Consider the following 24,191-nt stretch of genomic DNA (forward strand, 5'->3'; position numbering starts at 1 on the left):
ACATGAAGCGCATCATGGATTGCCCTTGTGCGCAGGAAACATTTTCAACGAGGCTCCACACGGAAGGTGACACATGCTTAAAATCAACTGGCTTCGCTCCGGTCTGGGCGGGCTGCAATGGCTGTTTTTCTTATTTACAAATACGGTAGTTATACCTATTACAGTTGGGGCAGCATTTGCATTGCCTCAGGAACGAATTCAATTTCTGATCCAGTGTTCGTTTATCCTCACTGGAATCGCATGTGCTGTACAAGCATGGCTTGGACATCAAAGGTCCGTCATGGAAGGGCAATCCGGATTATGGTGGGGCGTCATTCTAAGTCTCAGCGCAGCAGCACCCTCCCTGGGCATATCACTGACAGAACTGGGCGGCAGCTTAGCCGTCGGTATATTAATCTCCGGCGTGATTACAATCCTGATCGGTTTATGTGGCCTGGCTTCTCCGTTATCCAAATTATTCACGCCAGGCGTCATGGCCGTCTTTATGTTCTTACTCGGTTGTCGGCTGAATATTATTTTTCTCGAAGGTATGCTAGGCATTTCATCCGGCTCTTCCGATAAAACATCTGCGATCCAGCCAGACGTTTTCCTTTTGGCTGCAGCAGTGGCTGTTTTCGTTGCTGTCTTATCAGCAAAGGCACGACCAGCAATTGCTCAGTACGCTTTGCTGATTGGCATTATGGGTGGCTGGGCATTACACACGATGATCTTCAATAACGTAAGCGGAACAGCCCACTCGGGAACACTGGATGCAACCTGGTTTCCGCTCGGAGAACCAACAGGCGGACTAAACGCCGGTGTAATCGCGATTGCCGTCATAGCCGGCCTAATCAACACGTCGAATACGTTTGGCGCCCTGAAAGGTACAGATTCTATTTATGAGCAAGAAGCATCGAGCCGCCAGTACAAACGCTCTTTCACCATCAGCGGTATCCTTGCAGTGATATCCGGGATGATCGGGCTTGTCCCATACGCACCTTACGTTTCATCTGTCGGCTTTCTCCAGCAGACCCGTATCCGAGACCGGCTTCCTTTTGTCATTGGTGGCCTGCTGTTTGCGGCTATCGGCCTCATTCCAGCTGTGAGTAGTTTACTCACGCAACTTCCGCTCAGTATTGGGAGCGCTGTACTGTTCGTGACGTACCTTCGCCTGTTAGGCTCATCTCTCCAGTATTTCGGACAGATTCATATGGATTCGGCGAACCTTTATCGGACGGCTGCACCTCTATTCATAGGTATTATCGTTATGGGATTACCATCAGAGATTTTTACTACCTTACCCCCATTACTGCGTCCACTCCTCGGAAATGGGCTATTGGTAGGCATTTTACTGGCCTTATTGCTAAATCAAGTTCAATCTCACTCTTCCCTAAGTACACTGAACCCTAATATAAGAATGAAAGGGGAATAACTATGGAACTTCCAAACCAGAAACAGAAAGAGGCCGTAACATCAGCTCCCAATCAAAAGGCAGATCTGCTCCAGTCTAATTCATGGGGAGCCTATGTTAATGCCGAAATCAAATTGCCAGCCACCCATGCCGGCTCACTCAGTGGACTGACTTTTGCAGTCAAAGATGTCTTTGATATTCAGGGGGAAACAAGTGGAGCAGGCAATCCCGATTGGCTTCGTACACACACTCCCTCAGAATCCACCGCACCTGCCCTGCTCACCCTGGTAGAAAATGGCGCGAACCTCGAAGGTATAACACAGACGGACGAACTCATGTACAGCTTGAACGGAGAAAATGCTCATTACGGCACACCAACCAACCCCCTCGCTCCGGATCGGATTCCAGGCGGTTCATCAAGCGGATCTGCCGTTGCAGCTGCTGCGGGGCTAGTGGATTTCGGCATTGGAACGGATACCGGTGGATCTGTACGCATTCCCTCTTCATATTGCGGTCTCTATGGCTTCCGCCCAACCCATGGAGCAGTCTCGGCAGAAGGTGTTATTCCTCTTGCACATTCATTCGATACAGTCGGCTGGATGAGCCGGAATCCAACGATTTTACGCAACGTAGGCAACGTCCTACTGAAAGAAAAACATCTATTGAAGGAAAAAACATCAGAAATCACATTAGGAATGACATCCGAAACAGATATGAAGCCATTCTCTCGCTTCTTCATAGCGACAGAAGCATGGAACCTGCCAGAAACGGAGGATCGCTCACTCCTGCTCTCCACCTTACACAAAATTACGGAATGGCAGCCGGGTAGCTATGAAACCACCAATCTGACAGAACCTGCCGAGAGCCTGGCGGACTGGTCCGCGGCATTCCGCGTTCTCCAAGGGCTGGAAATTGCGCGTGAACACAGTGACTGGCTTACAAAGGAACACCCGACATTTGGACCTGGTATCGCAGAACGTTTTGAGTGGGCCTGCTCCCTTGAGGAGTCTGCCAGCAAGGTCGAAGCGGAACTGCGTGCTCGTGTACGGCGAAACCTTGTCTATTTGTTAGGAGAACATGGACTACTCGCCATTCCAACTGCACCCGGACCAGCTCCCCTTTTGGGACTAAAGGGGCCTGAAGCAGAGGCTTATAGAGCCAAAACGATGCAACTTTCCTGTATCGCAGGGCTCTCTGGCCTGCCTCAGGTTACAGTTCCTGTCCTCCGTCCTGACGGGTTACCCATAGGGCTATCTTTTATCGGCGGTACAAATACAGATCTTAAGCTATTACAGTGGACAGCTAAACAATTCGCGGAAGAGGTGAGGTAATGAAACTTGTAACGATTGAAAATCAAGGGCAAGAAGAAATTGCCTTGTACACGGATCGAGGCATTATTCCACTAACGACGTTGAATGAACAGCTTAGTATGAACTGGGACACAGATCTATTTCATTTGCTGCAAAAAGAGCAATTCGCCGCGCTGCGTGACTGGTACGACAGTAACGGGCAAGAGAAACTCCATTCACTACCTTCTCTACCGGTGAATGAAGTGTCCTACCGTGCGCTCTATCGCCGACCCGGAAAAATCATCGGTGTAGGCATGAACTATTGGGGCAAAGCCATCGAACTATCTGGACATCCACCAGAGGATGAACCTGTTATTTTTCTCAAACCTGACTCATCCCTGATCGGCTCCGGGGAAATGATCCGTCTGCCGGTCGGAGCGGGACAGATCACCGCTGAGGCAGAACTCGCGATTGTCATCGGACAAACATGCAAAGGCATTGGGGAAGAGCAGGCAATGGACGTTATAGCAGGTTACACGACCTCACTTGATATAACCGCCAAGGATATTCATGCCCGCAACCCCCGGTTCATGCAGCGTGCCAAAAGTTTTGACACGTTCCTAAGCCTTGGCTCCTCCCTCTCAACGCCTGAAGAATACGAAAATCTGAACGAACTTGAGATTCAAACGGTGCACAATGGTCATGTTGCCCACAGCAATACCGTTAATCATATGATCTTTTCTCCTGCGTACCTGATTTCTTTTCTGTCGAACGTGATGACACTTCATCCGGGAGATGTCATCTTAACAGGCACCCCGGGATCAGTCACGATTCAACCGGGCGATTTTGTTGGCTGTCAGATTGCCGGACTTAAGAAATTAGATAATAAGGTAGAGAGCTAAATCCGAACATTGTAAGGCTTTCTGAACATAAAATGCGTTTTTAACTTCACTTTTCTATAACATAACACATAATGTCATATTTTTTCATACAATTTCAACAGAAATTACGATAACAATCTACGTTTTTGTCAATGAATTGTACAAACAAGATGATAAAATAAGAGATACAAAGAACAGGTAAGGATATATAACACAAATAAGTTATTTTATCTTACATGTTTTATATCATCTGTGGTGTGCAGACAGGAATGGATGGAACGACTCGTTAATTCAGAGATCAACCAGCCTTGCGGCACCCCATATCAAAGAGGAGTGGGGCAGATATGTCAACGAATTTGGCAGGACAAGTACTGAAACAGACGCAGCTACACGAAGAAATCAGCATCGACGACTCCTTAAAACCGAAACAGGAGAGCGAGAGAACAATCGGATCAGTACCCTACATGTTCATGTGGATCGGGGATGGCGTGAACCTCGGTAACATGACCCTCGGAGCGAGCCTCATTGTTGCTGGTGTTGCCACACTCAATGTGTTTCAGACATTTGTCGCTGCAATGATTGCCATTGGTATCATTTCCGTGATCTTTGCGATCAATGACCGTTTCGGTTACCGAACAGGCATCCCCTATGTCGTTCAACTGCGCATGTCCTTTGGCATCAAAGGATCGATCATCTCCTCATTTTTACGGGGTGTGCCCGCCATTGTCTGGTACGGCTTTCAGAGCTGGGTCGGGGCAACGGCCTTGAATGAAATTGTTAAAGTGTTAAGCGGTGGCAGCCTTGATAGCATTCCTGTTTGTTTTATCTTGCTACAGGCGGTTCAGATTGTCCTGTCACTTTATGGCTTTCACGCAATCAAGTGGGTTGAAACCCTCGCTTCCGTCGTTATTATGCTTGCACTCGTCTATGTATTCACCTTATTACTTAACTCCCACAGCACAGCTATTACTGAAAATTGGGTAAATGCCAAAGGAACATGGGGACTTCCATTCTTTGCTTTCATCATGGTATTCCTCGGCAACTATGCAGCCATCTTCCTAAGTGCAGGTGACTATTCTCGTGAGCTGAAGAGCGGCATGAGTGACAAAAAGCGCAGTATGCTCTACTTCTTCCCTATCGTTATCGCTTACGGGTTCGTTCTGACCATCGGGGCAATGATGGCGGCAGCAACAGGCATTTCCAATCCAGTCAAGGCATTTGCTGTTATTGTGGACAACCCTTATATCACCGTATTCGTCTCAGCCTTCATCGTTATTGGCGCAGTTGCCGTTAACATGGTCGCTAACATCGTACCGCCGGCTTATGTCATCTCGCTTGTTACCAAGCTCAAATACAAAGCATCTGTCATCATCACTGGCTTACTTGCCCTCTGCTCCTTCCCGTGGGTACTCGTACAAGATTCCTCAGCACAAGGATTGAATACGTTCATTCTGATCTACTCCGCATTCCTGGGCCCTATCGTAGCGATCATGCTGGTCGAATATTACATCTTGCGAAAACAAAAGGTCGATACAGCAGAGTTATATCTGGATAACGGCGATTTTAAAGGTTACAACCCTAGCGCCTTGCTAGCCATGCTGATTGGAGCCGGAGCTGCCTTCCTGCTCGTTGACATTGGCTGGATCATCGGATTCATCACGGCTGGCCTTGCATACCTGTTACTTAGCAAATTTGCTTTTAAAGGCTCTTCATTCAAGAAAGGTACGATCTACGAGTAAATACGAATAAAACCCAGGCCTGACTCAACGATCCGAGCCATACAATGAAAATACCAGCAAAGAGGAGAGGGATGGATATGGAACATTATGATCTGATCATACGTGGCGGAAATGTGGTGTTGCCAGACGGAGTCACACAAGTTGATATCGGTGTGAAAAATGGCAAGATTGCGGCGATTACCGCTACACTTGAAGGTGAAACTACACACGAGTGGAATGCCACCGGACAGCATGTACTCCCAGGCATGATTGATGTACACGTGCATTTCAGCGAACCAGGAAGGGAGCACTGGGAAGGCTTCACCACCGGATCAGCGATGATGGCCGCAGGTGGCTGTACAACCTTTTTCGATATGCCACTCAACGGAATCCCTTCCACAGTCACGGAGGAAGCACTGCTGGAGAAAGCCCGCATCGGTAATGAAAAGTCTCTCGTTGATTTTGGCCTCTGGGGCGGGCTCGTGCCTGGTAACGAAGATGATCTGCAACCGTTAGCTGAATCTGGCGTAATTGGTTTCAAAGCATTCTTATCTACCACAGGTAATAAAGAATTCGAAGCCGTAGACGACACGACACTGCTGACGGGCATGAAAAAGATTGCGGCTCTCGATAAAATTCTGGCCCTGCATTCGGAAAGCGCGGCGATAACAAACTGGCTTAAAGCTGAAAAAGAGGCGGCAGGACTGGTCAGTGCCGATGACTATCTGGAGACACGACCGATCATCGCAGAAGTTGAGGCGGTTGAACGTGCACTCTACTACTCCGAAATTACAGGCTGCGCCCTGCATTTTGTTCATATCAGTTCCGCAGCAGCCGTGGCTAAAATTGAGGCGGCTAAAGCCCGAGGCATGAACGTCACCGTGGAAACCTGCCCACATTATCTGCTCTTTAACCACGATAGCTTGCGGGAAAAAGGTACGATCGCCAAATGTGCACCTCCACTCCGGGAAGCAGATGAACAGCAGCGGCTGGTATCCCTCCTGATTGATGGCCGATTCGATATGCTGTCCTCAGATCATTCGCCGTGTCCTTATGAGATGAAAGACCCGAAAGATTATAATCTCTTTCAGGCATGGGGCGGAATCAGCGGTGGACAATTCACCCTGCTCTCGGCACTGGAACTTGCACTCGCAAATCATATTCCACTTGAACACGTCGCTGCCTGGACAGCCTCCAATCCGGCAGAACGTTTTGGACTTGCAGACCGTAAGGGAAGCATTGCCATCGGGATGGATGCAGACCTTGCCATCGTAGATCTAAATGAGGCCTTTACCGTCACAGAAGAAAACTATTACGCAAAACATAAACAGAGCCTCTATATTGGGCACACTTTTCCGTCGAGTGTGGCAGGTACAATTGTCCGCGGACATGTCGTTGTTCAGAACGGTGAGGTGCTCACCTCTGTAACCGAAGGCAGCTGGCAGAGGCCATAAGGCAGTAGGAAACGTAAAAAAGAAGCATGTCCGAGAGTACATCTCTTGAACATGCTTTTTTTAGTTCCCATTGATCACAATCGGTAACATCCTATCCCATTCAGATCATCGTCAGATCTTCACTGAGTACTGCCCCTAGGTGTTAACCCCGATTCTCGATCCATTGCTCTGTCTGTCCCAGCACCTTCTCACTACGAGAAATAGCTTCCGCCACTTGGTTAGACGCTGTTCCACCGTAAACATTACGAGCGTTAACTACTGCTTCAGGCTGTAACACAGCATAGATGCGGTCATCAAACAGCGGTGAAAATTGCTTGAATTCTTCAATCGTCAGATCAAGCAAATATTTGCCGTTCTGGATGCAGTACAATACCGTTTTACCAATCACTTCATGGGCTTGACGGAAAGGCAGACCCTCACCTACGAGGAAATCAGCAATATCCGTTGCATTGGAGAAGTCCTGGTTTACCGCTTGACGCATACGACCCTTGTTTACTTTCATCGTAGCAATCATTGGAGCAAATAACTGAAGTGCCCCTTCAAGTGTTGCTACTGTATCAAACATGCCTTCTTTGTCTTCCTGCATGTCCTTGTTGTAGGCTAGCGGAAGAGATTTCAGCACAGTCAGCAATCCGATCAGATTGCCGTATACACGTCCTGTTTTACCACGAACGAGTTCGGGCACATCGGGATTTTTCTTTTGCGGCATAATGCTACTACCTGTGCAGAACGCATCATCCAGCTCTACAAAACCAAACTCCGTGCTGCTCCATAGTACCAGTTCTTCGCTCAGGCGGGACAAGTGAGTCATGATCAGGGAAGCGGCCGCCAAGAACTCCACAATGAAGTCACGGTCACTTACCGCATCCAGACTGTTCTCATATACACCGTCAAAGCCAAGCTGCTCTGCTACAAAATGACGATCAATCGGGAACGTTGTGCCCGCAAGCGCCCCTGCACCAAGTGGCAGTACGTTAATCCGTTTGTAGCTGTCCATCAGGCGCTCCGCATCACGCTGGAACATGGATACATAGGCCATCAAGTGGTGCGCAAACAAAATCGGCTGAGCACGTTGTAAATGGGTATAACCCGGTACAATCGTATCCAGATTGTCTTTAGCCTGTCCGATCAGCGCTTCCTGCAAAGCGTGCAGCATGCCAACAAAACCAACGACACGTTCACGCAGATACAAGTGCATATCGGTTGCCACCTGGTCATTCCGGCTACGGCCTGTATGCAGTTTACCGCCGACAGGGCCGATCGTTTCGATCAGGTTTTTCTCAATATTCATGTGAATGTCTTCATCGGATACGGAGAATTCCACTTCGCCTGCACGGATTTTATGCAAAACAGTGATTAGACCTTCCTTGATCGTTTCCACATCTTCCGCAGGCAAAATACCGCATTTTCCGAGCATCGTTACATGGGCCAAACTGCCTTGAATATCTTCTTCCGCCAAAGCCTTGTCAAAGTTAATGGATGCGGTATATTCTTCAACCAGATGGTTGGTTTGCTTCGTAAAACGTCCTCCCCACAGCTTGCTCACAGTGAGTATCCCCTTTCGTTCATGGACAAAGCCGCCCCTGCCAGAATGTGCAAGAACGGCCCGCCTTGTCAGTAATTATGATGTGGCGTGAACCACACGCCGTGAATTATTTTTTGTTTTGTTCCACACCGGAATGTACTTTCAAACGCAGTGCGTTCAGGCGGATAAAGCCTGTTGCATCGCCTTGATCATACGCCTCCGAAGGATCAGCTTCCATGGTAGCAATATCCGGATTATACAGGCTGACAGGACTTTTCACCCCTGCGCCAATCACGTTTCCTTTGTACAGTTTCACACGAACCGTACCGGTTACGTTCTTCTGGCTTTCCGTTACCAAAGCTTGCAACGCCAGACGTTCCGGCGCAAACCAGAAACCGTTGTACACAAGTGTGCTGTAACGAGTAATCAAGCTATCACGCAGGTTCATCACTTCACGATCCATCGTAATGGATTCCATTTTGCGATGTGCCGTGAACAAGATGGTTCCACCTGGTGTTTCGTATACGCCGCGGCTCTTCATGCCGACAAAACGGTTTTCTACCATGTCTACACGGCCGATACCGTGTTTACCGCCCAGTTCATTCAGTTGCTCCATCACTTGCAGCGGGCTCAGACGCTCGCCGTTCAGGGCAACACAGTCACCTTGTTCAAACTCCAGTTCGAGGTACTCCGGTTGATCCGGTGCATCCTCAGGTGCGCTGCTCAGCAGGAACATATCTTTGTTTTCGTCCGCGCTTGGGTCGAACCAAGGATCTTCAAGCACACCGCTCTCATAGCTGATATGCAGCAGGTTGCGGTCCGTGGAATAAGGTTTCGCCGCAGAAGCGGTAACCGGAATGCCATGTTTTTCAGCGTAAGCGATCATTTCTGCTCGTCCTGGGAACTGATTGCGGAACTCTTCCAGACGCCAAGGTGCGATCACTTGAATGTCCGGTGTCAGTGCAGCTGCGTTCAGCTCAAAACGAACCTGGTCATTTCCTTTACCCGTAGCGCCGTGAGCGATCGCTGTAGCGCCTTCTGCACGAGCGATGTCCACCATACGTTTAGCGATAAGTGGACGTGCGATACTTGTACCGAGCAAGTATTGACCTTCATAGAGGGCACCTGCCTGGAACATCGGATAGATGAAATCTTTGGCGAATTCGTCGCGCAGATCATCGATGTATACTTTGGAAGCGCCCGTAGCGAGTGCTTTTTCTTCGAGTCCGTCGAGCTCATCCTTCTGACCGATATCCGCAGTAAACGCGATAATCTCGGCATCATAGGTTTCTTTCAACCATTTCAAAATTACAGATGTGTCTAGTCCGCCGGAATAGGCGAGTACGATTTTTTCCTTAGCCATGTGGTATGGTCCTCCCCAAGATCAATTACGATAATTAAATCCCTGGTCATTCACTATAAACTACAATTACAGAAAGCCTTTAGGCAAACACTTCGCTTCTACAGGCTCTTTCTGTAATCTCCGTTTTTTGTGCATGTTCAAGTTAAAATTATTACTGTATTGCATCTATCATCGCCAAATTGGCGTTTAAAATCAACCCATTGCCGCAATTCGCGACTATTCGCTCATCAATGCAGCCATCAGAGCCTTTTGCGCATGCAGGCGGTTCTCTGCCTGATCAAAGATCAGTGAGTTCGGGCCGTCAATGACACCTGCACTCACTTCTTCACCGCGGTGTGCTGGCAAGCAGTGCAGGAACATGTAATCCGGCTTCGCACCTTTCATCAATTCCTCATCGACCTGATACGCCGCAAATGCCTGCTCACGAACCTTCTGCTCTTCTTCAAAGCCCATGCTCGCCCATACATCGGTGTACACGATATCGGCATCCTTCACCGCTTCCTGTGCATTGTACGTCACAAGCACTTCGGAACCGCTCTCCTTAGCAATCGCACGAGCTTGCTCCACCACAGTGCTGTCCGGCTCATATCCTTCCGGTGTTGCTACTGCAACGTGCATTCCCATTTTTGCTGCACCCAGCATCAAGGAGTGTGCCATATTGTTGCCATCGCCCACGTAAACCATTTTCAGACCTGCCAGTTTACCTTTATGTTCCAGTACCGTTTGGAAATCTGCCAGCACTTGGCATGGATGCGCTGCATCACTCAGACCGTTAATTACCGGGACATCGGCATGTTCTGCCAGTTCAATCACATTATGGTGTCCAAACGTACGGATCATAATGCCGTCGAGGTAACGGGACAGTACTTTGGCTGTATCATGCGTCGTTTCGCCGCGTCCCAACTGAATGTCATTTTTGCTCAGGAATAATGCGTGTCCGCCTAACTGGAACATACCTACTTCAAAGGATACACGTGTACGTGTAGATGATTTTTCAAAAATAAGTCCGATCGTCTTGCCCTTCAGGGGCTGGAACGGTACACCACTTTTTTGCTTGCCTTTGATCTCAATCGCGAGATCCAGCAAATAACGAATTTCCTCTGCCGTATAGTCCGTGAATTCGATAAAATCCCGGCCTCTCAAATCAATCTTCTGAACCTTGTCTGTGTGTTGTACTGCCATATCTTCGTTCCTCCTCATTTCCGGTTCCCTGCACCCGCTTGGGCAGAAATTTCACATCCTTGGCTGACTTTCCTCGGCTGGATTAAACCTCTCAACATCAGTCCAGGTAGAGCAAATTTCGTTCAGTCTATACCGCGAGTGGGTCGTCAACCTCTACTACTTCTGCGCTTGATCACCACGCGGCTACAGGGATTCTTTCACTTTAATCTGCGCCGGGGGCCGTGATGGCCCCGGTTCAGTATTTTATTTTTCTATATAATCAGGCTTTCGCCGCAACGTGCTCTTCAATCAATGTCGCCACCAGAGAGACAGCCTCGTCGATCTCTTCTTTACTTACATACAGGTTAGGAAGCAAACGAATCACGTTAGGGCCAGCCGAGACAAACAAAATGCCGCGTTTCTGTCCTGCCAATACGATATCACCGATCGGCTCCGCGCACTCGATACCGACCAGCAAGCCCATACCGCGCACTTCTTTTACAAACGAGTTGCCCGCCAAACGATTGCGCAAGGACGTCATCAAATAGTCGCCCATCTCGGCTGCACGCTCTGGCAAGCGATCCTCCAGCATCGTTTCAATCGTTGCAATAACGACAGAGGAAGCAAGCGGTGTACCGCCAAATGTCGTTGCATGGCTGCCCGGTGTGAATGCATCACGCAGGAATCCTTTACCGAGCATTGCGCCAACAGGGAATCCACTGCCTATGCCCTTCGCAACCGTGAATACGTCCGGTTCAACACCATAATGCTCGTGAGCGAACAGCTTGCCTGTACGTCCCATTCCTGTCTGTACTTCGTCCACGATCATGAGCAAGCCGTGCTCGTCGCACAGTTTACGCACATGCTTTACGAATTCCGGCTCCACCGGATACACTCCGCCCTCTGCCTGAACCATCTCCAGCATAATCGCTGCGGTCTTCGGTCCAATCGCCGCTTCGAGCGCAGCAGTATCATGCAATGGCACCGTTACAAATCCCGCTGGCAGTGGCAAAAATCCATCTTTCACCTTATCCTGTCCAGTTGCCGTCAGCGTCGCCAATGTCCGTCCATGGAACGATTGAGCAAAGGTAATCACTTCGTACCGATCTTCGCCCTTCACCTTCTGCTGATAACGACGTGCTACTTTGATCGCCGCTTCGTTCGCTTCAGCACCGCTGTTGCAGAAAAAGACCGCGTCCGCACAGGTGTTGGCTGTCAGCAAAGCTGCTGCCTTTTCTTGCCCTGGAATCTGAAACAAGTTGGATACGTGCCACAGCTCATCGATCTGAGCTTTCAACTTCGCTCCCACTTTCTCCGGTGCATGGCCCAGGCTCGTTACAGCAAGTCCACACATGAAATCGAGATAGCGATTACCCTGATCGTCCCATAACCAGCTGCCTTTACCTTTGACCAAGCTAATGGGATACCGTGCATACGTTTGAAAAAGTGAGCTTTCCGTCGGTGCCGTTGCACCTGTTGCTACTGTCCCTGCTACGGCTGTGCCAGAACCTGGCTGTTCGTTGCCTTTTGCCATGACCATATCACTCCTTGTCGGTTCATACACTGCGATCCATTATGAGAAAACCTTTATTTACACGGGGGTCACTCCGATGACACAGAACAACCTTTCGAATCACTGTTATACCCCGATTTTTCGATCATATTTATTGAAGAACTAAAGGCAGTTTACACTGGCCACTCCGATGACAGAATAACCTTTCAATCGCTGTTATCCCCAGATTTTTTGGATTCCCTTTCCTAAAGGGAAAATCCGGTGATAAAGGCGAGCGCTTCGCTTTTCCAGGTTTTTTCTGTCCTCTCCGTTTTTTGTGTAAACAAATAGTTCGACAATGACATAAAGAAAAAATCCGACTATACACGAGCGCTTCGCTATTCAGGTTTTTTCTACCCTCTCCGTTAACGTGTAAATTCAACTTCTCATAAAAACACCGTGTACAAATTCTTTTTTATATAAATAAAAGCCTAAAGTCTGAATTTCGTATTACATCTATTGCATTCGGATAATTCGTGTACCTATTGTTTCGCCGCCAAGCACACGGCTCAGGATCTGTGGTTCGCTGCCGTCTACAATGATTACTTCGCGCACCTCGCCGTGAATGCAGGCAATTGCAGCGCGTACCTTCGGAATCATGCCACCATAGATTTCGCCGGTTTGAATCATATCCTCGATCTCCTGAACGGATACGGATGGCAGTACTTTTTTCTCGCCACCAATCGTCTTCATAATGCCTGGTACGTCTGTCACTACGATCATTCGGCTTACTCCGAGATGTGAAGCCACCGCTCCGGCAGCGGTATCTGCATTAATGTTGTAACGCTGTCCGCTCGCATCTACACCTACAGGTGCAATAACAGGCATATAACCCATATTCACGATGCCTTGGATAATCTCAGCTTTGACGCTTGTTACATCACCAACCCAGCCGATTTCGGCGTGGTTTGCTACCGGTTTTGCTTGGATCAGACCACCATCGACTCCGGATACGCCCAAAGCCTGACCGCCTACACGCTGGATCAAACGGACGATCTGTTTGTTAATGCTGCCTGCCAGCACCATTTCGACAACGTCCAGCACAGGTTCGGTAGTCTTACGCAAGCCGTTTACGAACTCCGTTTCGATCCCAAGCTTCGCCAGATTATCAGAGATTGCCGGGCCGCCGCCATGAACGATGACCGGACCGTTTCCCGAGGACTGCAAATCACGCAGATCCGCAAAAAAGGACTCCGGCAATGCAGCCAGCGTACTGCCTCCACATTTCATCACAAACATCTGTTTTTCCATACCTGCTTCCGTTACAGGGCTGCCGTTTGGCAAGGTCGAATTCACGAGGCAAAGCTCCTTCCTTATGGAGTTATACAGGATTAACACCTATATAAAAGATACAGTATAAACGCTAGCGTTCCAGATTCGGATCGTTCTTTCGATCGCCGTTGTCTCCAGGTTTTTCTGATTCCCCTTCTCCAAAGGGAAACCCGGAGACAAATGCGAACGCTCCGCTTCTACAGAATCGATTCCGCATCTTCCACTACATTCGTTTATTTTTTCTATTTAAAAGTTTAATCCTTATAACTGATTTTTACATCTATGATGGTACGCAGCTTTCTGGAGATCAAGCTGCAAGTTCAAGATCTTTAATGGCTTCAAATACCCTATAGATCAATTGATTTACGTTACATCAAAAGAATTAATTATTAATTTAAGACAATGCTTATTAATGATATATCGTCTATTTACGTACGGTACGCGGCGTTAATTCGTACGTAGTCATACGTCAGGTCACAGCCCCAAGCTACGGCGTTACCTTCACCGTGATGCAGGTCCACTACAATGCGCACCGTATCCGTCTGCAAGTATGTCAGTGCTGCTTCTTCATCAAATACAACAGGACGAGACTGCGCGAGCACGGAGATATCACCGAGACGGATATCCACCGTATCCGGGTTTACGGGTTGGCCTGCACGGCCTACAGCGGCGATAATTCGGCCCCAGTTTGCATCAGCTCCAAACATCGCGGATTTCACCAGGCTTGAACCGATTACCGTCTTGGCAATCGCTTGTGCAGACTCATCGCTAACCGCACCCGTAACTTCAACTTCCACCAGCTTCGTTGCTCCTTCACCATCGCGTGCAATTGCTTTGGCGAGTACCTGGCACACATATGTGAAACCGGCAGCAAATGCCTCCCAATCCGGGTGATCCATCGTCAGCTCTTCATTACCTGCATATCCGCTGGACATCGCTACGAGCATATCGTTCGTGCTCGTATCACCGTCCACGGTAATCATGTTGAATGTATGGTTGGTCGCTTGGCGCAGCAGGCGCTGCAACGCTTCTGCTCCGATGACCGCGTCCGAGGTCATAAATGCCAGCATTGTGGCCATATTCGGATGGATCATGCCCGAGCCTTTGGCCGCTCCCGCAATCGTTACCGTCTTGCCGCCGACAACGACGGAGACGCAAGCTTCCTTTTTCACCAAATCGGTAGTCAGAATGGCTTGTGAAAATTGTTCTGCTTCGTTCGTTTCTTTGCCGAGCTGTTCCGGAAGCGCCTTGATGCCCGAATGTACCGCATCCATCTTCAGCAGTTCTCCGATGACACCCGTGGAAGCCACAGCCACGTCCTCTTCAGCCACGCCCAGTTCACGAGCCGCTGCCGCACGCATCGCATATGCATCTTCTTCACCCTGCTGTCCTGTGCACGCATTGGCATTACCGCTATTTACAATCACAGCCTGCAAACGTCCGTTGCTCAGGCTTTCCCGAGTGACTTTGAGCGGCGCTGCCTGAAACACGTTGGTCGTGTATACGGCTGCAGCTGTCGCGGGAATATCGCAACGAATCGCTCCGATATCATTGCGTGTAGTTTTTTTCAAACCACAGTGCAGCCCACCTGCGGTGAACCCGCCTGGCGTAACAATTGTTCCATTTTCAACTACGGTAAATGCCTGTTGCTCCACTTTTGTTCCCATATCGTATCCCCCGTATGCGTTCAGCCATATGCTGATGAACCGCCTGCTTTAACTGAAACTGCCCGACTGCTACCTACCCATGCGTATGACGCTGAAATGGAACACCGTTTCTTAGCGCTTCCCCCTGCGATGTTCACCAGCCACATGTTATGGATACACCGGTGTCATGTTCAGCCCGAGGTTTTCCTCCCATCCCATCATCAGGTTCATGTTTTGAATCGCTTGCCCGGATGCACCCTTTACCAGGTTGTCGATAACCGAAATGATCGTCAAACGTCCTGTGCGCGAGTCTGCTGCAAATCCGATATCACAATAGTTCGATCCAGATACTTCTTTTGTCGAAGGCCAAATCCCTGGTTCACGCACACGTACAAAAGGTCTGTTTTCATAATATTTACGATATAAGTCCACAATCTCCCAATCACTGTGTTCTCCCGTCAACTTCGCATACATTGTACTCATAATACCGCGTGTCATCGGTACAAGTTGTGTTGTAAAAGTAACGGTCACCGGGCTTCCGGTAATGTTGCCGAGAACTTGCTCGATTTCAGGGATATGCTGATGTTTATTCAATTTGTACGCTTTAAAATTTTCGTTCATTTCTGCGTAATGGTTAGTCAGGCTCGTTCCGCGCCCTGCACCGGATACACCCGATTTTGCATCAATGATAATAGTCGAAGGATCAATCCAACCCGCCTCCACCGCAGGAATCAGACCCAGCAATGTCGCTGTCGGATAACAGCCAGGATTGGATATAAAATCTTTGCCCTTCACTTCGTCCCCGTACACCTCAGCCATACCGTATACAGCTTTCTCCAACAAGTCTGCTGCCGGTGCAGGGTGTTTGTACCACTGCTCATATACCGATCCGTCTTTCAAACGGAAATCACCAGACAGGTCGATCACCTTCAGCCCTGCCTCCAGTAAACTCGGTACGAGCTTGGCGCTTACGCCAGACGGGGTCGCGGTGAATACGAGATCTGCACGACTTGCGATCTCTGCCGGATCAACGCCGTCAAGTGGCCTGTGAATCACGTCCGTCAAATGCGGAAACCCATCTGCGATGGACTCCCCGCTGCTCGATGAAGAGATTACCGATGTAATTTCAACTTGCGGATGATTCTGAAAAAAACGAATCAGTTCCACCCCGCCGTAGCCGGTGGAACCGACGATTGCCACTCTTAATTTGTTATTCACTCTCGCTCCCCCAATCCTGTTGTATGCGCTACTTGTGCCTTGCTCAAGGCTCTCTGAATGATGACGAGAAATTTGCACTAGCACTTCAATGACAGAACAACCTTTCATTCGCTGTTATCCCCGGATTTTTTCATCCCTTTCTTAAAGGGAAAATCCGGTTATAAAAGCGACCGCTTCGCTTTCCAGGTTTGTTTCTGTCCTCTCCGTTTTTTGTGCAAACATCTCGTTCATACGTATCATCAAAGCTTAAGCAGACAATTCCGTCGCTTCAATGCATATTTGTGTATTATTATACGACTCTAGTTATATAAATACAACCATCTATCATCAATTTAACACGGATTTCCAACAAATCCGAACGATAACTTTTTACCTTAGGGACGAACAAGGTTTCTTCTGTTAAAATACATAGTAGAAGGAAACATTACATACAGAGTCTTGTTCATACACATATCCTTTTTAGTTAAGGTCACATTGAACTGGACTCCGAAGGTCATTATGAGACATGGGGGACTACAGTGCATATCGAATCCATATTACTTATTGTGCTCCTGGGACTGAATATTATCTTCGCTGCCGCAGTCGTCTTCTTTGAACGCAAGGATGCCAGTGCTTCCTGGGCTTGGCTGTTGGTATTGAACTTTATTCCGGTCTTCGGGTTCATCCTTTATCTTTTGACGGGTCAGAATCTGACTCGGTATCGTTTATTTCAATGGAAAGAGCGCAAGAAGCTTGGATTGGAGGAACGAATTGAAGCGCAGCTTGCACAGCTGCAGGATAATCGAACGCCTTTCTCCAATAAGGCAACTGAAAGCAGCCAGGATATGATTTATATGAATCTCAAACAAAATGGTGCACTCCTGACAGAGCATAACGAGGTTGAGATCATCACCGATGGAACCGACAAGTTCCAGCGGCTTCTGGATGACATCGAGGCGGCACAAGATCATGTGCATGTGCAATATTACATCTATCGCGGGGATGGTCTCGGCAAAAGAATTCGGGATGCTCTGATCCGCAAAGCACGCGAAGGCGTGAAGGTTCGTCTGCTGTACGACGCGCTTGGCTCGCGGCGGGTAAGAAATCGATTTTTCAAAGAATTGCGTGAAGCGGGTGGACTTGTTGAAGTCTTTTTCCCTTCCAAATTCAGTCTGATCAATCTGCGGATGAATTACCGTAACCACCGCAAAATCGTGATCATCGATGGTAATCTTGGTTATACCGGCGGATTTAACGTAGGGGATGAATATCTCGGACTCAATTCGAAATTCGGCTACTGGCGCGATACCCACCTACGTATTCGAGGTAATGCGGTTCATGCGCTGCAAACACGTTTCCTGCTCGACTGGAACGAAGCTTCCAAACAACATGACACGCCGTATGTTCCCTCTCACTTCCCTCATATTGAGGGTTCAGGTCAAACCGCCATGCAGATTGTATCCAGTGGACCTGACGCCGAGATCGAGCACATCAAGAACAGTTACCTGAAGATGATTAATGGTGCCAAACATTCGATTCTCATTCAAACCCCGTATTTTATTCCGGATGCCAGTGTATTCGAAGCGATACGGCTTGCTTGCCTGTCAGGTATCGATGTTCGTATTATGATTCCCAATAAACCGGATCATGCGTTTGTATATTGGGCCACGTTGTCTTATATCGGGGAGTTGCTAAAAGTAGGGGCTAAAGTGTTTATCTATGATAATGGGTTTATCCACGCCAAAACACTGATTATTGATAGTTTGGTCGCTTCGGTCGGAACTGCCAATATCGACTACCGCAGTTTCCGGTTGAACTTTGAGGTCAATGCATTTATGTACGATGAGACCATTGCAACAGCACTTGTACAGACCTTTGAACACGACCTGCATGTATCGCGGGAGTTGTCGCTGGAAGAATATCAAAATCGCAGTTTTACGATACGTGGCAAAGAAGCGATCTCTCGTCTGCTGTCTCCGATCTTGTAAACTTGGCAGGAACCTATATAAATAACAGAACATGATCTACACAGATACTACGATGACATGATAATTTTCCAATCGCTGTTATCCTAAAAAATAAAAGCAGAACCTTCCTTTCCCGTAATCTGGGCAAAGTGAGGATCTGCTTTTATTATTATACCCCAATGCTTCTAAACCTTAAATATGCTCACCGCGCTTAAATCCTTCTCCAAGCACTTCGTGCGCATTACTAATGATGACAAAAGCACCCGGGTCTACCGACCGGATCAATGCTTTCAGTCTCGGCACTTCATTTTGCCCAACGACCACCATCAGTACAGTCCGCTGGTCATCCGTATATCCACCTTTCGCCTCCAGTTTGGTCAGACCACGATCCAGATCAGCCAGAATGACTTTGGTAATCGGTTCCGTCTGGTTGGAGATGATATATGCCACCTTGGAGTATCCCAGTCCCATCTCGACGGCATCAATCACTTTACCCGTTACGTACAAACCAATTAACGCATACAGAGATTGTTCCAGCGACAATACAAAGGCTGCCAAAATAATAACGGTCGCATCCATGATCACAACACACAGCGAGTAACTAAGCCCACTGTACTTCTGCACAATGCGCGCCAAAATGCTCATACCTCCCGTTGAACCTCTGCCGCGATACACGATCCCAATCCCGAGACCCACTCCAATACCTCCGTACAAGGAGCCAAGCAACGGATTGGCCGTCGGGATCTCCCAATGACTCGTCAAATAGACAAAGAGCGGTAGCACAATACTACCAAGGATCGAACGCACACCGTACTGTTTGCCGATCAGCAGAAATCCTGCGATTAATAGCGGAATGTTAATAGCCCATTGAGTATATGCCGGCTCCCAGCCGAACCATTCGTCTCCCAGGATGGACAGACCTGATACACCACCTGAAGCGATTTGATTCGGTAATAAAAATAAATTAAAGGCTACCGCAATTAGAAACGAACCTACGATAATCAAAAGGGTATCGATGACGTTCCGCCAAGGCCCATTCAGGGGTATGAAGGTGGTTAACCTCTTTTTGCGTTGAGGGTATGAATGCTGTTGATCTTGCATGTGTCGTGCTCTCCTTTATATAACGTATCCATAATCTACTTCACATTTCATAAAAATGTTCAAAAAAAAGCCCCTGTATACACCAGCATACGCCTATGCGCACGGGTCCATACAGGAACTTGAATTAATCGGTTTCTACTTTAATTTGGCTACGCAAATAACCGTCGATGAATGCATCGAGGTCGCCGTCCACCACTGCTCCTGTATTACCTGTTTCCACGCTTGTACGGTGATCCTTTACCATACTATAGGGATGGAATACATAGGAGCGAATCTGGCTTCCCCACGAAATATCCGACTGATCCCCTCGGATTTCGTCCAGTTCTTTTTTCTGCTCTTCAATTTTGCGCTCATACAATTTGGAACGAAGCATCGTCATCGCACGCTCACGGTTTTTGATCTGTGAACGTTCGTTCTGACAGGTTACTACTACTCCGGTCGGTATATGTGTAATCCGTACAGCCGAGTCAGTCGTGTTAATGTGCTGCCCACCCGCACCGCTCGCACGATACGTATCGATCTTAAGGTCTTCGGTACGAATGTCGATCTCGATGGTATCGTCGATCTCCGGCACCACATCACAAGATACGAAGGATGTATGTCTGCGGCCTGATGAGTCAAAAGGAGAGATCCGTACCAGACGGTGAACCCCTTTCTCTGCTTTCAGATAACCGTATGCGTTATGTCCTTTAATGGACAACGTCACACTCTTGATTCCCGCTTCATCACCCGGAAGATAATCCAGTACCTCAACCTTGAAGCCCCGCTTCTCCGCCCAGCGTGTATACATCCGGAGCAGCATTTGACCCCAGTCTTGCGACTCGGTACCACCAGCACCTGGATGAAGCTCCAGAATGGCGTTCATTTTGTCATATGGCTGATTCAAGAGAAGCTGTAGTTCAAACTCTTCGAGCTTGCCAACAATTGCAGCAACACTGTTGCCAATCTCGGCTGCCAGCTCTTCGTCGCCTTCTTCGTCAGCCAGTTCAGCCATCATTAATGCATCGTCATAATCCTGTTGCAGCTTCGCGTACTGATCTACTGAACCTTTTACGGCATTCATCTCAGCAATGACAGCCTGTGCTTTCTCATTGTCATCCCAGAAGTCCGGAGCTGACATTTTCTCTTCGAAGTTCTCAATCATCTCTTGCTTGAGATCTAAGTCAAAGAGACCCCCTAAGGTTTGTTAATTTCTTGCCTATTTCACGCAGGTCCTGCTTCACGCTTGGATCAATCATGTGCAATTCCTCTTTTCATTAAGATAAGCTCCCCGCATTCGGGAAGTTCGATCAGATCAAGTCTCGGATGCATCTTCATACGGCTGCGCATACTGTTACCAGTTGGCACGCCTGCCTTCACTCAGCGTCATATGATTATTCATATGCACCAGTCATCGGCTATGCATCCTTCACTTTATCCTATTGAACACCCGGCTGCAAGGAGCCGCATTAGTCAAACGATATAGATTAAACTAATCTATAACTAATCTATCTTACATTGGGCACTTCGATAAAAGAAATGAGACGAGAACTACTCTTGACCGTGGCAGTGTTTGAACTTTTTACCGCTGCCACATGGACAAGGGTCATTACGGCCGATTTGGTCAGATACCTTCACCGGACGTTTCTCCGTAGGTTCACCGCTTGTCGAGATCTGACTCTCGTCCACAACCGCCTGACGCTCCTGGTTGCTTTCGATCTGTGCTTTCATCACATACGTCGCAACTTCTTCCTGAATCGAAGCGATCATCTGATGGAACATCTCGAAGCCTTCGAACTGGTACTCACGCAATGGATCTGTACCACCGTATGCACGGAGGTGGATACCTTGACGCAATTGATCCATCGCATCAATGTGATCCATCCACTTGCTGTCTACCGCGCGAAGCACAACAACCTTCTCGAACTCACGAACCATCTCTTCACCGATACGTTCTTCACGAGCGTTGTACTTGTTCTGTACTTTCTCGAACAGGTACTCGACCATCTCTTCAGCTTCTTTACCCCACAGTTCATCTTTGGTGATAGAGCCTTCATCCAGCAATTTGCTGTTCATGAAGTCCGCCACTTCCTGAAGCTCCCAGTTCTCCGGAATATCGTCACTGCAGTGTGCTTCAACGATACGTTCAATGGAAGGTTTGATCATATCCATAACGATCTGTTTAATATTTTCAGACTCCAGTACCTCGCGGCGCTGTTTATAGATAATCTCACGCTGTTGGTTCATCACATCATCATACTGAAGAACCACTTTACGTACGTCAAAGTTATTGCCTTCAACGCGCTTCTGCGCAGATTCAACGGCACGAGTGATCATGCGACTCTCGATCGGCTGATCTTCTTCAAAGCCAAGACGTTCCATCATGTTCAGCACGTTGTCTGCACCGAAACGCTTCATCAACTCATCGCCCAGCGACAAGTAGAACTGCGTGGAACCCGGGTCACCCTGACGTCCGGCACGACCACGCAACTGGTTATCAATCCGGCGTGATTCGTGACGCTCTGTACCGATGATATGAAGGCCGCCAACTTCAGCTACACCTTCACCCAAAATAATATCTGTACCCCGTCCGGCCATGTTCGTTGCAATCGTTACTGCACCCGCCTGACCAGCACCGGAGATAATTTCAGCTTCTTCCGCATGGAACTTCGCATTCAAGACCTGGTGTCTGATGCCGCGACGTTTCAGCATGTCTGACAGACGCTCCGAGTTCTCGATGGATACCGTACCCACAAGAACCGGTTGGTTTTTGCTGTGGCGTTCCACGATCTCTTCCACAACCGCTTTGAACTTGCCATCAATGCTCTTGTATACCACATCCGCCATATCATCCCGTTTATTCGGACGGTTCGTTGGAATCTGTAGTACTTCAAGTCCATAGATTTTCTTGAACTCTTCTTCTTCCGTTTTCGCTGTACCTGTCATACCCGCAAGTTTCCGGTACATCCGGAAGTAGTTCTGGAATGTGATTGTTGCCAGCGTCATGCTCTCGTTCTGAACCTCGATGCCTTCTTTGGCCTCGATTGCCTGGTGCAATCCATCGCTATAGCGACGTCCAGCCATCAGACGACCTGTGAATTCATCAACGATCATGACTTCTTCATCCGCAACCACATAATCCACATCACGGCGCATAATTACGTTTGCTTTCAGAGCCTGTACGATATGGTGGTTAAGCGTCACGTTAGCATGGTCATACAAGTTCTCAATGCCAAATGCTTTCTCCGCTTTCGCTACGCCACCCTCGGTCAGCGCTACGGATTTCACTTTGATATCCACCGTAAAATCTTCCTCTGGCACAAGACGTTTCACAAAACGGTCCGCTGCATAATACAGATCCGTCGATTTCTGAGCTTGTCCCGAAATGATCAATGGTGTACGTGCCTCATCGACAAGGATCGAGTCTACTTCGTCAATGATACAGAAGAACAATGGGCGTTGTACCATTTGCTCTTTGTACAGCACCATGTTATCACGCAAGTAGTCAAACCCGAATTCATTGTTCGTACCGTACGTAATATCACATGCATATGCATGCTGTTTCAATGCATGGTCCATACCGCTGAGGTTAACCCCAACTGTCATGCCCAGGAATTCATAGATTTGTCCCATCTCCTGGCTATCCCGTTGCGCCAAATAGTCATTGACTGTGACTACGTGTACACCTTTGGACATCAATGCATTCAAATATACCGGCAGTGTCCCTACCAGCGTTTTACCTTCACCCGTTTTCATCTCAGAAATACGGCCTTCGTGCAGCGCAATCCCGCCCAGCATTTGTACATCATAATGACGTTTGCCCAGTACACGGCGTGATGCCTCGCGTACGGTTGCAAATGCTTCAGGAAGAAGTTCATCCGTCGTTTCGCCCTTCTCGATGCGGGCACGGAATTCCTCCGTTTTGCCTTTCAACTGCTCATCAGACAATGCCTGAAATTGTGGTTCCAGTTTATTGATCACATCGACCGTCTTCATCAGACGTTTCACATCACGCTCGTTCATGTCTCCGAAGATCTTTTTGACAAGTCCTAACATGGTATACCCCTTTCGTGCAAAACAGAATAGACCCCCTGCTGCCGCCATGCGACACCATCGGATGGATTATCATCCATTTCCCCCTGGGGGTGACAAACAAAAAAATATAAGATGAATCAACTCCAGGTTTGCCACGGTTACTCATGAAGCTGATCCGGTGTTCACTCGAATCTGGTGTATCGAAACTTGCCAGAATTCGAGCTGTTGAATCATGTTCATGGTGCTGTGCCTGTCATTGATTATGATTAGCGATCATTCGTTGACAATTCTCCATCAGGACAATGATTCTCTTTGCATAAATTGTAACAGTTTGTAAGGGTCGCCGCAACACGCCGTAGCAGACTTCTTTGAACTTCAATCCCTGTATAAACCGAGTTTTAGTGCAAAAAATCATAGTCGTTAGCGGAAGCGACAACATGACTGTTGTATTTCCCTAGATGCTGCAAGGTGTACGTCTTTATTTGTGGGAAATATGGAAGTTTATTTCAGAATGTTTTTTCACTTTAATAATTCTACTTCGTTATATATATTCCTGCTGACTCTCAATCTATTAGACGCAACAATATAGCGAATAGTTTCATTATTTTATTTCCAGCTTCAGGCGAACACTTCGCTATCACAGGTATTTCTCTATTCACCC

The 24,191-nt window shown here is 48.1% G+C and carries 16 protein-coding genes; 6 read left to right on the forward strand and 10 right to left on the reverse strand.

What is annotated here, in order from left to right; translation table 11 throughout:
• Positions 1–73: 73 nt before the first annotated feature.
• The 5 genes from AC1VYS_RS25655 (at position 74) to AC1VYS_RS25675 (ending at position 6,732) form a co-directional block, all read left to right on the forward strand.
• Positions 74–1,411 carry a uracil/xanthine transporter gene (locus AC1VYS_RS25655; RefSeq protein ID WP_482911971.1) on the forward strand — a complete coding sequence of 446 codons (1,338 nt, stop codon included), beginning with the start codon at positions 74–76 and terminating at the stop codon, positions 1,409–1,411.
• Positions 1,412–1,413: 2 nt separating this feature from the next.
• Positions 1,414–2,721: an amidase gene (locus AC1VYS_RS25660; protein ID WP_482911972.1), complete on the forward strand. Its 1,308-nt coding sequence runs from the start codon at positions 1,414–1,416 to the stop codon at positions 2,719–2,721.
• Positions 2,721–3,581 carry a fumarylacetoacetate hydrolase family protein gene (locus AC1VYS_RS25665; RefSeq protein ID WP_482911973.1) on the forward strand — a complete coding sequence of 287 codons (861 nt, stop codon included), beginning with the start codon at positions 2,721–2,723 and terminating at the stop codon, positions 3,579–3,581. The genes AC1VYS_RS25660 and AC1VYS_RS25665 overlap by 1 nt, the downstream gene beginning before the upstream one ends.
• A 323-nt stretch (positions 3,582–3,904) precedes the next feature.
• Positions 3,905–5,299, forward strand: coding sequence for an NCS1 family transporter (locus tag AC1VYS_RS25670; protein ID WP_482911974.1), 1,395 nt, complete (start codon positions 3,905–3,907; stop codon positions 5,297–5,299).
• A 77-nt stretch (positions 5,300–5,376) separates the two neighbouring features.
• On the forward strand, positions 5,377–6,732 hold the full coding sequence (locus tag AC1VYS_RS25675) for an allantoinase (RefSeq protein ID WP_482911975.1): 1,356 nt from the start codon (positions 5,377–5,379) through the stop codon (positions 6,730–6,732).
• A 142-nt stretch (positions 6,733–6,874) separates the two neighbouring features.
• Here the strand turns inward: AC1VYS_RS25675 and argH are convergent, their stop codons facing one another.
• The 7 genes from argH to argC all read right to left on the reverse strand — a co-directional run bounded on the left by argH (position 6,875) and on the right by argC (position 16,469).
• Positions 6,875–8,278: an argininosuccinate lyase gene (gene argH, locus AC1VYS_RS25680; protein WP_482911976.1), complete on the reverse strand. Its 1,404-nt coding sequence runs from the start codon at positions 8,276–8,278 to the stop codon at positions 6,875–6,877.
• A 106-nt stretch (positions 8,279–8,384) separates the two neighbouring features.
• Positions 8,385–9,620, reverse strand: a complete 1,236-nt coding sequence (locus AC1VYS_RS25685; protein ID WP_090922968.1) for an argininosuccinate synthase — start codon at positions 9,618–9,620, stop codon at positions 8,385–8,387.
• 216 nt (positions 9,621–9,836) lie between these two features.
• Positions 9,837–10,802: an ornithine carbamoyltransferase gene (argF, locus tag AC1VYS_RS25690; protein ID WP_482911977.1), complete on the reverse strand. Its 966-nt coding sequence runs from the start codon at positions 10,800–10,802 to the stop codon at positions 9,837–9,839.
• Positions 10,803–11,061: 259 nt separating this feature from the next.
• Positions 11,062–12,315 carry an acetylornithine transaminase gene (locus tag AC1VYS_RS25695; RefSeq protein ID WP_482911978.1) on the reverse strand — a complete coding sequence of 418 codons (1,254 nt, stop codon included), beginning with the start codon at positions 12,313–12,315 and terminating at the stop codon, positions 11,062–11,064.
• A 474-nt stretch (positions 12,316–12,789) separates the two neighbouring features.
• Entirely contained in the window at positions 12,790–13,584 is a 795-nt protein-coding gene (argB, locus tag AC1VYS_RS25700) for an acetylglutamate kinase (protein WP_482915125.1), read from the reverse strand.
• Between the two features lie 449 nt (positions 13,585–14,033).
• Positions 14,034–15,272 carry a bifunctional glutamate N-acetyltransferase/amino-acid acetyltransferase ArgJ gene (argJ, locus tag AC1VYS_RS25705; protein ID WP_482911979.1) on the reverse strand — a complete coding sequence of 413 codons (1,239 nt, stop codon included), beginning with the start codon at positions 15,270–15,272 and terminating at the stop codon, positions 14,034–14,036.
• A gap of 147 nt (positions 15,273–15,419) precedes the next feature.
• Positions 15,420–16,469 carry an N-acetyl-gamma-glutamyl-phosphate reductase gene (argC, locus tag AC1VYS_RS25710; RefSeq protein WP_482911980.1) on the reverse strand — a complete coding sequence of 350 codons (1,050 nt, stop codon included), beginning with the start codon at positions 16,467–16,469 and terminating at the stop codon, positions 15,420–15,422.
• A gap of 518 nt (positions 16,470–16,987) precedes the next feature.
• On the opposite strand from argC, the gene cls reads away from it, so the two are divergent.
• On the forward strand, positions 16,988–18,436 hold the full coding sequence (gene cls / locus AC1VYS_RS25715) for a cardiolipin synthase (RefSeq protein WP_482911981.1): 1,449 nt from the start codon (positions 16,988–16,990) through the stop codon (positions 18,434–18,436).
• 171 nt (positions 18,437–18,607) lie between these two features.
• On the opposite strand, the gene AC1VYS_RS25720 is transcribed toward cls, so the two are convergent.
• The 3 genes from AC1VYS_RS25720 to secA form a co-directional block, all read right to left on the reverse strand.
• A complete protein-coding gene (locus AC1VYS_RS25720) occupies positions 18,608–19,516 on the reverse strand; it encodes a YitT family protein (protein WP_482911982.1) in 909 nt (302 codons plus the stop codon).
• Positions 19,517–19,640: 124 nt separating this feature from the next.
• Positions 19,641–20,754 (reverse strand): peptide chain release factor 2 gene (gene prfB, locus AC1VYS_RS25725; RefSeq protein ID WP_482911983.1). Its coding sequence is split into 2 segments (ribosomal slippage): positions 19,641–20,681 and positions 20,683–20,754, totalling 1,113 coding nucleotides; the frame shifts between segments, so codons are not numbered across the junction.
• 292 nt (positions 20,755–21,046) lie between these two features.
• Positions 21,047–23,551: a preprotein translocase subunit SecA gene (gene secA / locus AC1VYS_RS25730; RefSeq protein ID WP_482915126.1), complete on the reverse strand. Its 2,505-nt coding sequence runs from the start codon at positions 23,549–23,551 to the stop codon at positions 21,047–21,049.
• Between the last annotated feature and the right edge of the window lie 640 nt (positions 23,552–24,191).

Source organism: Paenibacillus sp. G34 (genome assembly GCF_056856875.1).

Excerpts from the sequence above, each read along its gene's own strand:
- AC1VYS_RS25655 (WP_482911971.1), top strand. The coding sequence starts at position 74 with ATGCTTAAAATCAACTGGCTTCGCTCCGGTCTGGGCGGGCTGCAATGG.
- AC1VYS_RS25660 (WP_482911972.1), top strand. The coding sequence starts at position 1,414 with ATGGAACTTCCAAACCAGAAACAGAAAGAGGCCGTAACATCAGCTCCC.
- AC1VYS_RS25665 (WP_482911973.1), top strand. The coding sequence starts at position 2,721 with ATGAAACTTGTAACGATTGAAAATCAAGGGCAAGAAGAAATTGCCTTG.
- AC1VYS_RS25670 (WP_482911974.1), top strand. The coding sequence starts at position 3,905 with ATGTCAACGAATTTGGCAGGACAAGTACTGAAACAGACGCAGCTACAC.
- AC1VYS_RS25675 (WP_482911975.1), top strand. The coding sequence starts at position 5,377 with ATGGAACATTATGATCTGATCATACGTGGCGGAAATGTGGTGTTGCCA.
- AC1VYS_RS25685 (WP_090922968.1), bottom strand. The coding sequence starts at position 9,620 with ATGGCTAAGGAAAAAATCGTACTCGCCTATTCCGGCGGACTAGACACA.
- argF (WP_482911977.1), bottom strand. The coding sequence starts at position 10,802 with ATGGCAGTACAACACACAGACAAGGTTCAGAAGATTGATTTGAGAGGC.
- AC1VYS_RS25695 (WP_482911978.1), bottom strand. The coding sequence starts at position 12,315 with ATGGCAAAAGGCAACGAACAGCCAGGTTCTGGCACAGCCGTAGCAGGG.
- argB (WP_482915125.1), bottom strand. The coding sequence starts at position 13,584 with ATGGAAAAACAGATGTTTGTGATGAAATGTGGAGGCAGTACGCTGGCT.
- argJ (WP_482911979.1), bottom strand. The coding sequence starts at position 15,272 with ATGGGAACAAAAGTGGAGCAACAGGCATTTACCGTAGTTGAAAATGGA.
- AC1VYS_RS25720 (WP_482911982.1), bottom strand. The coding sequence starts at position 19,516 with ATGCAAGATCAACAGCATTCATACCCTCAACGCAAAAAGAGGTTAACC.
- secA (WP_482915126.1), bottom strand. The coding sequence starts at position 23,551 with ATGTTAGGACTTGTCAAAAAGATCTTCGGAGACATGAACGAGCGTGAT.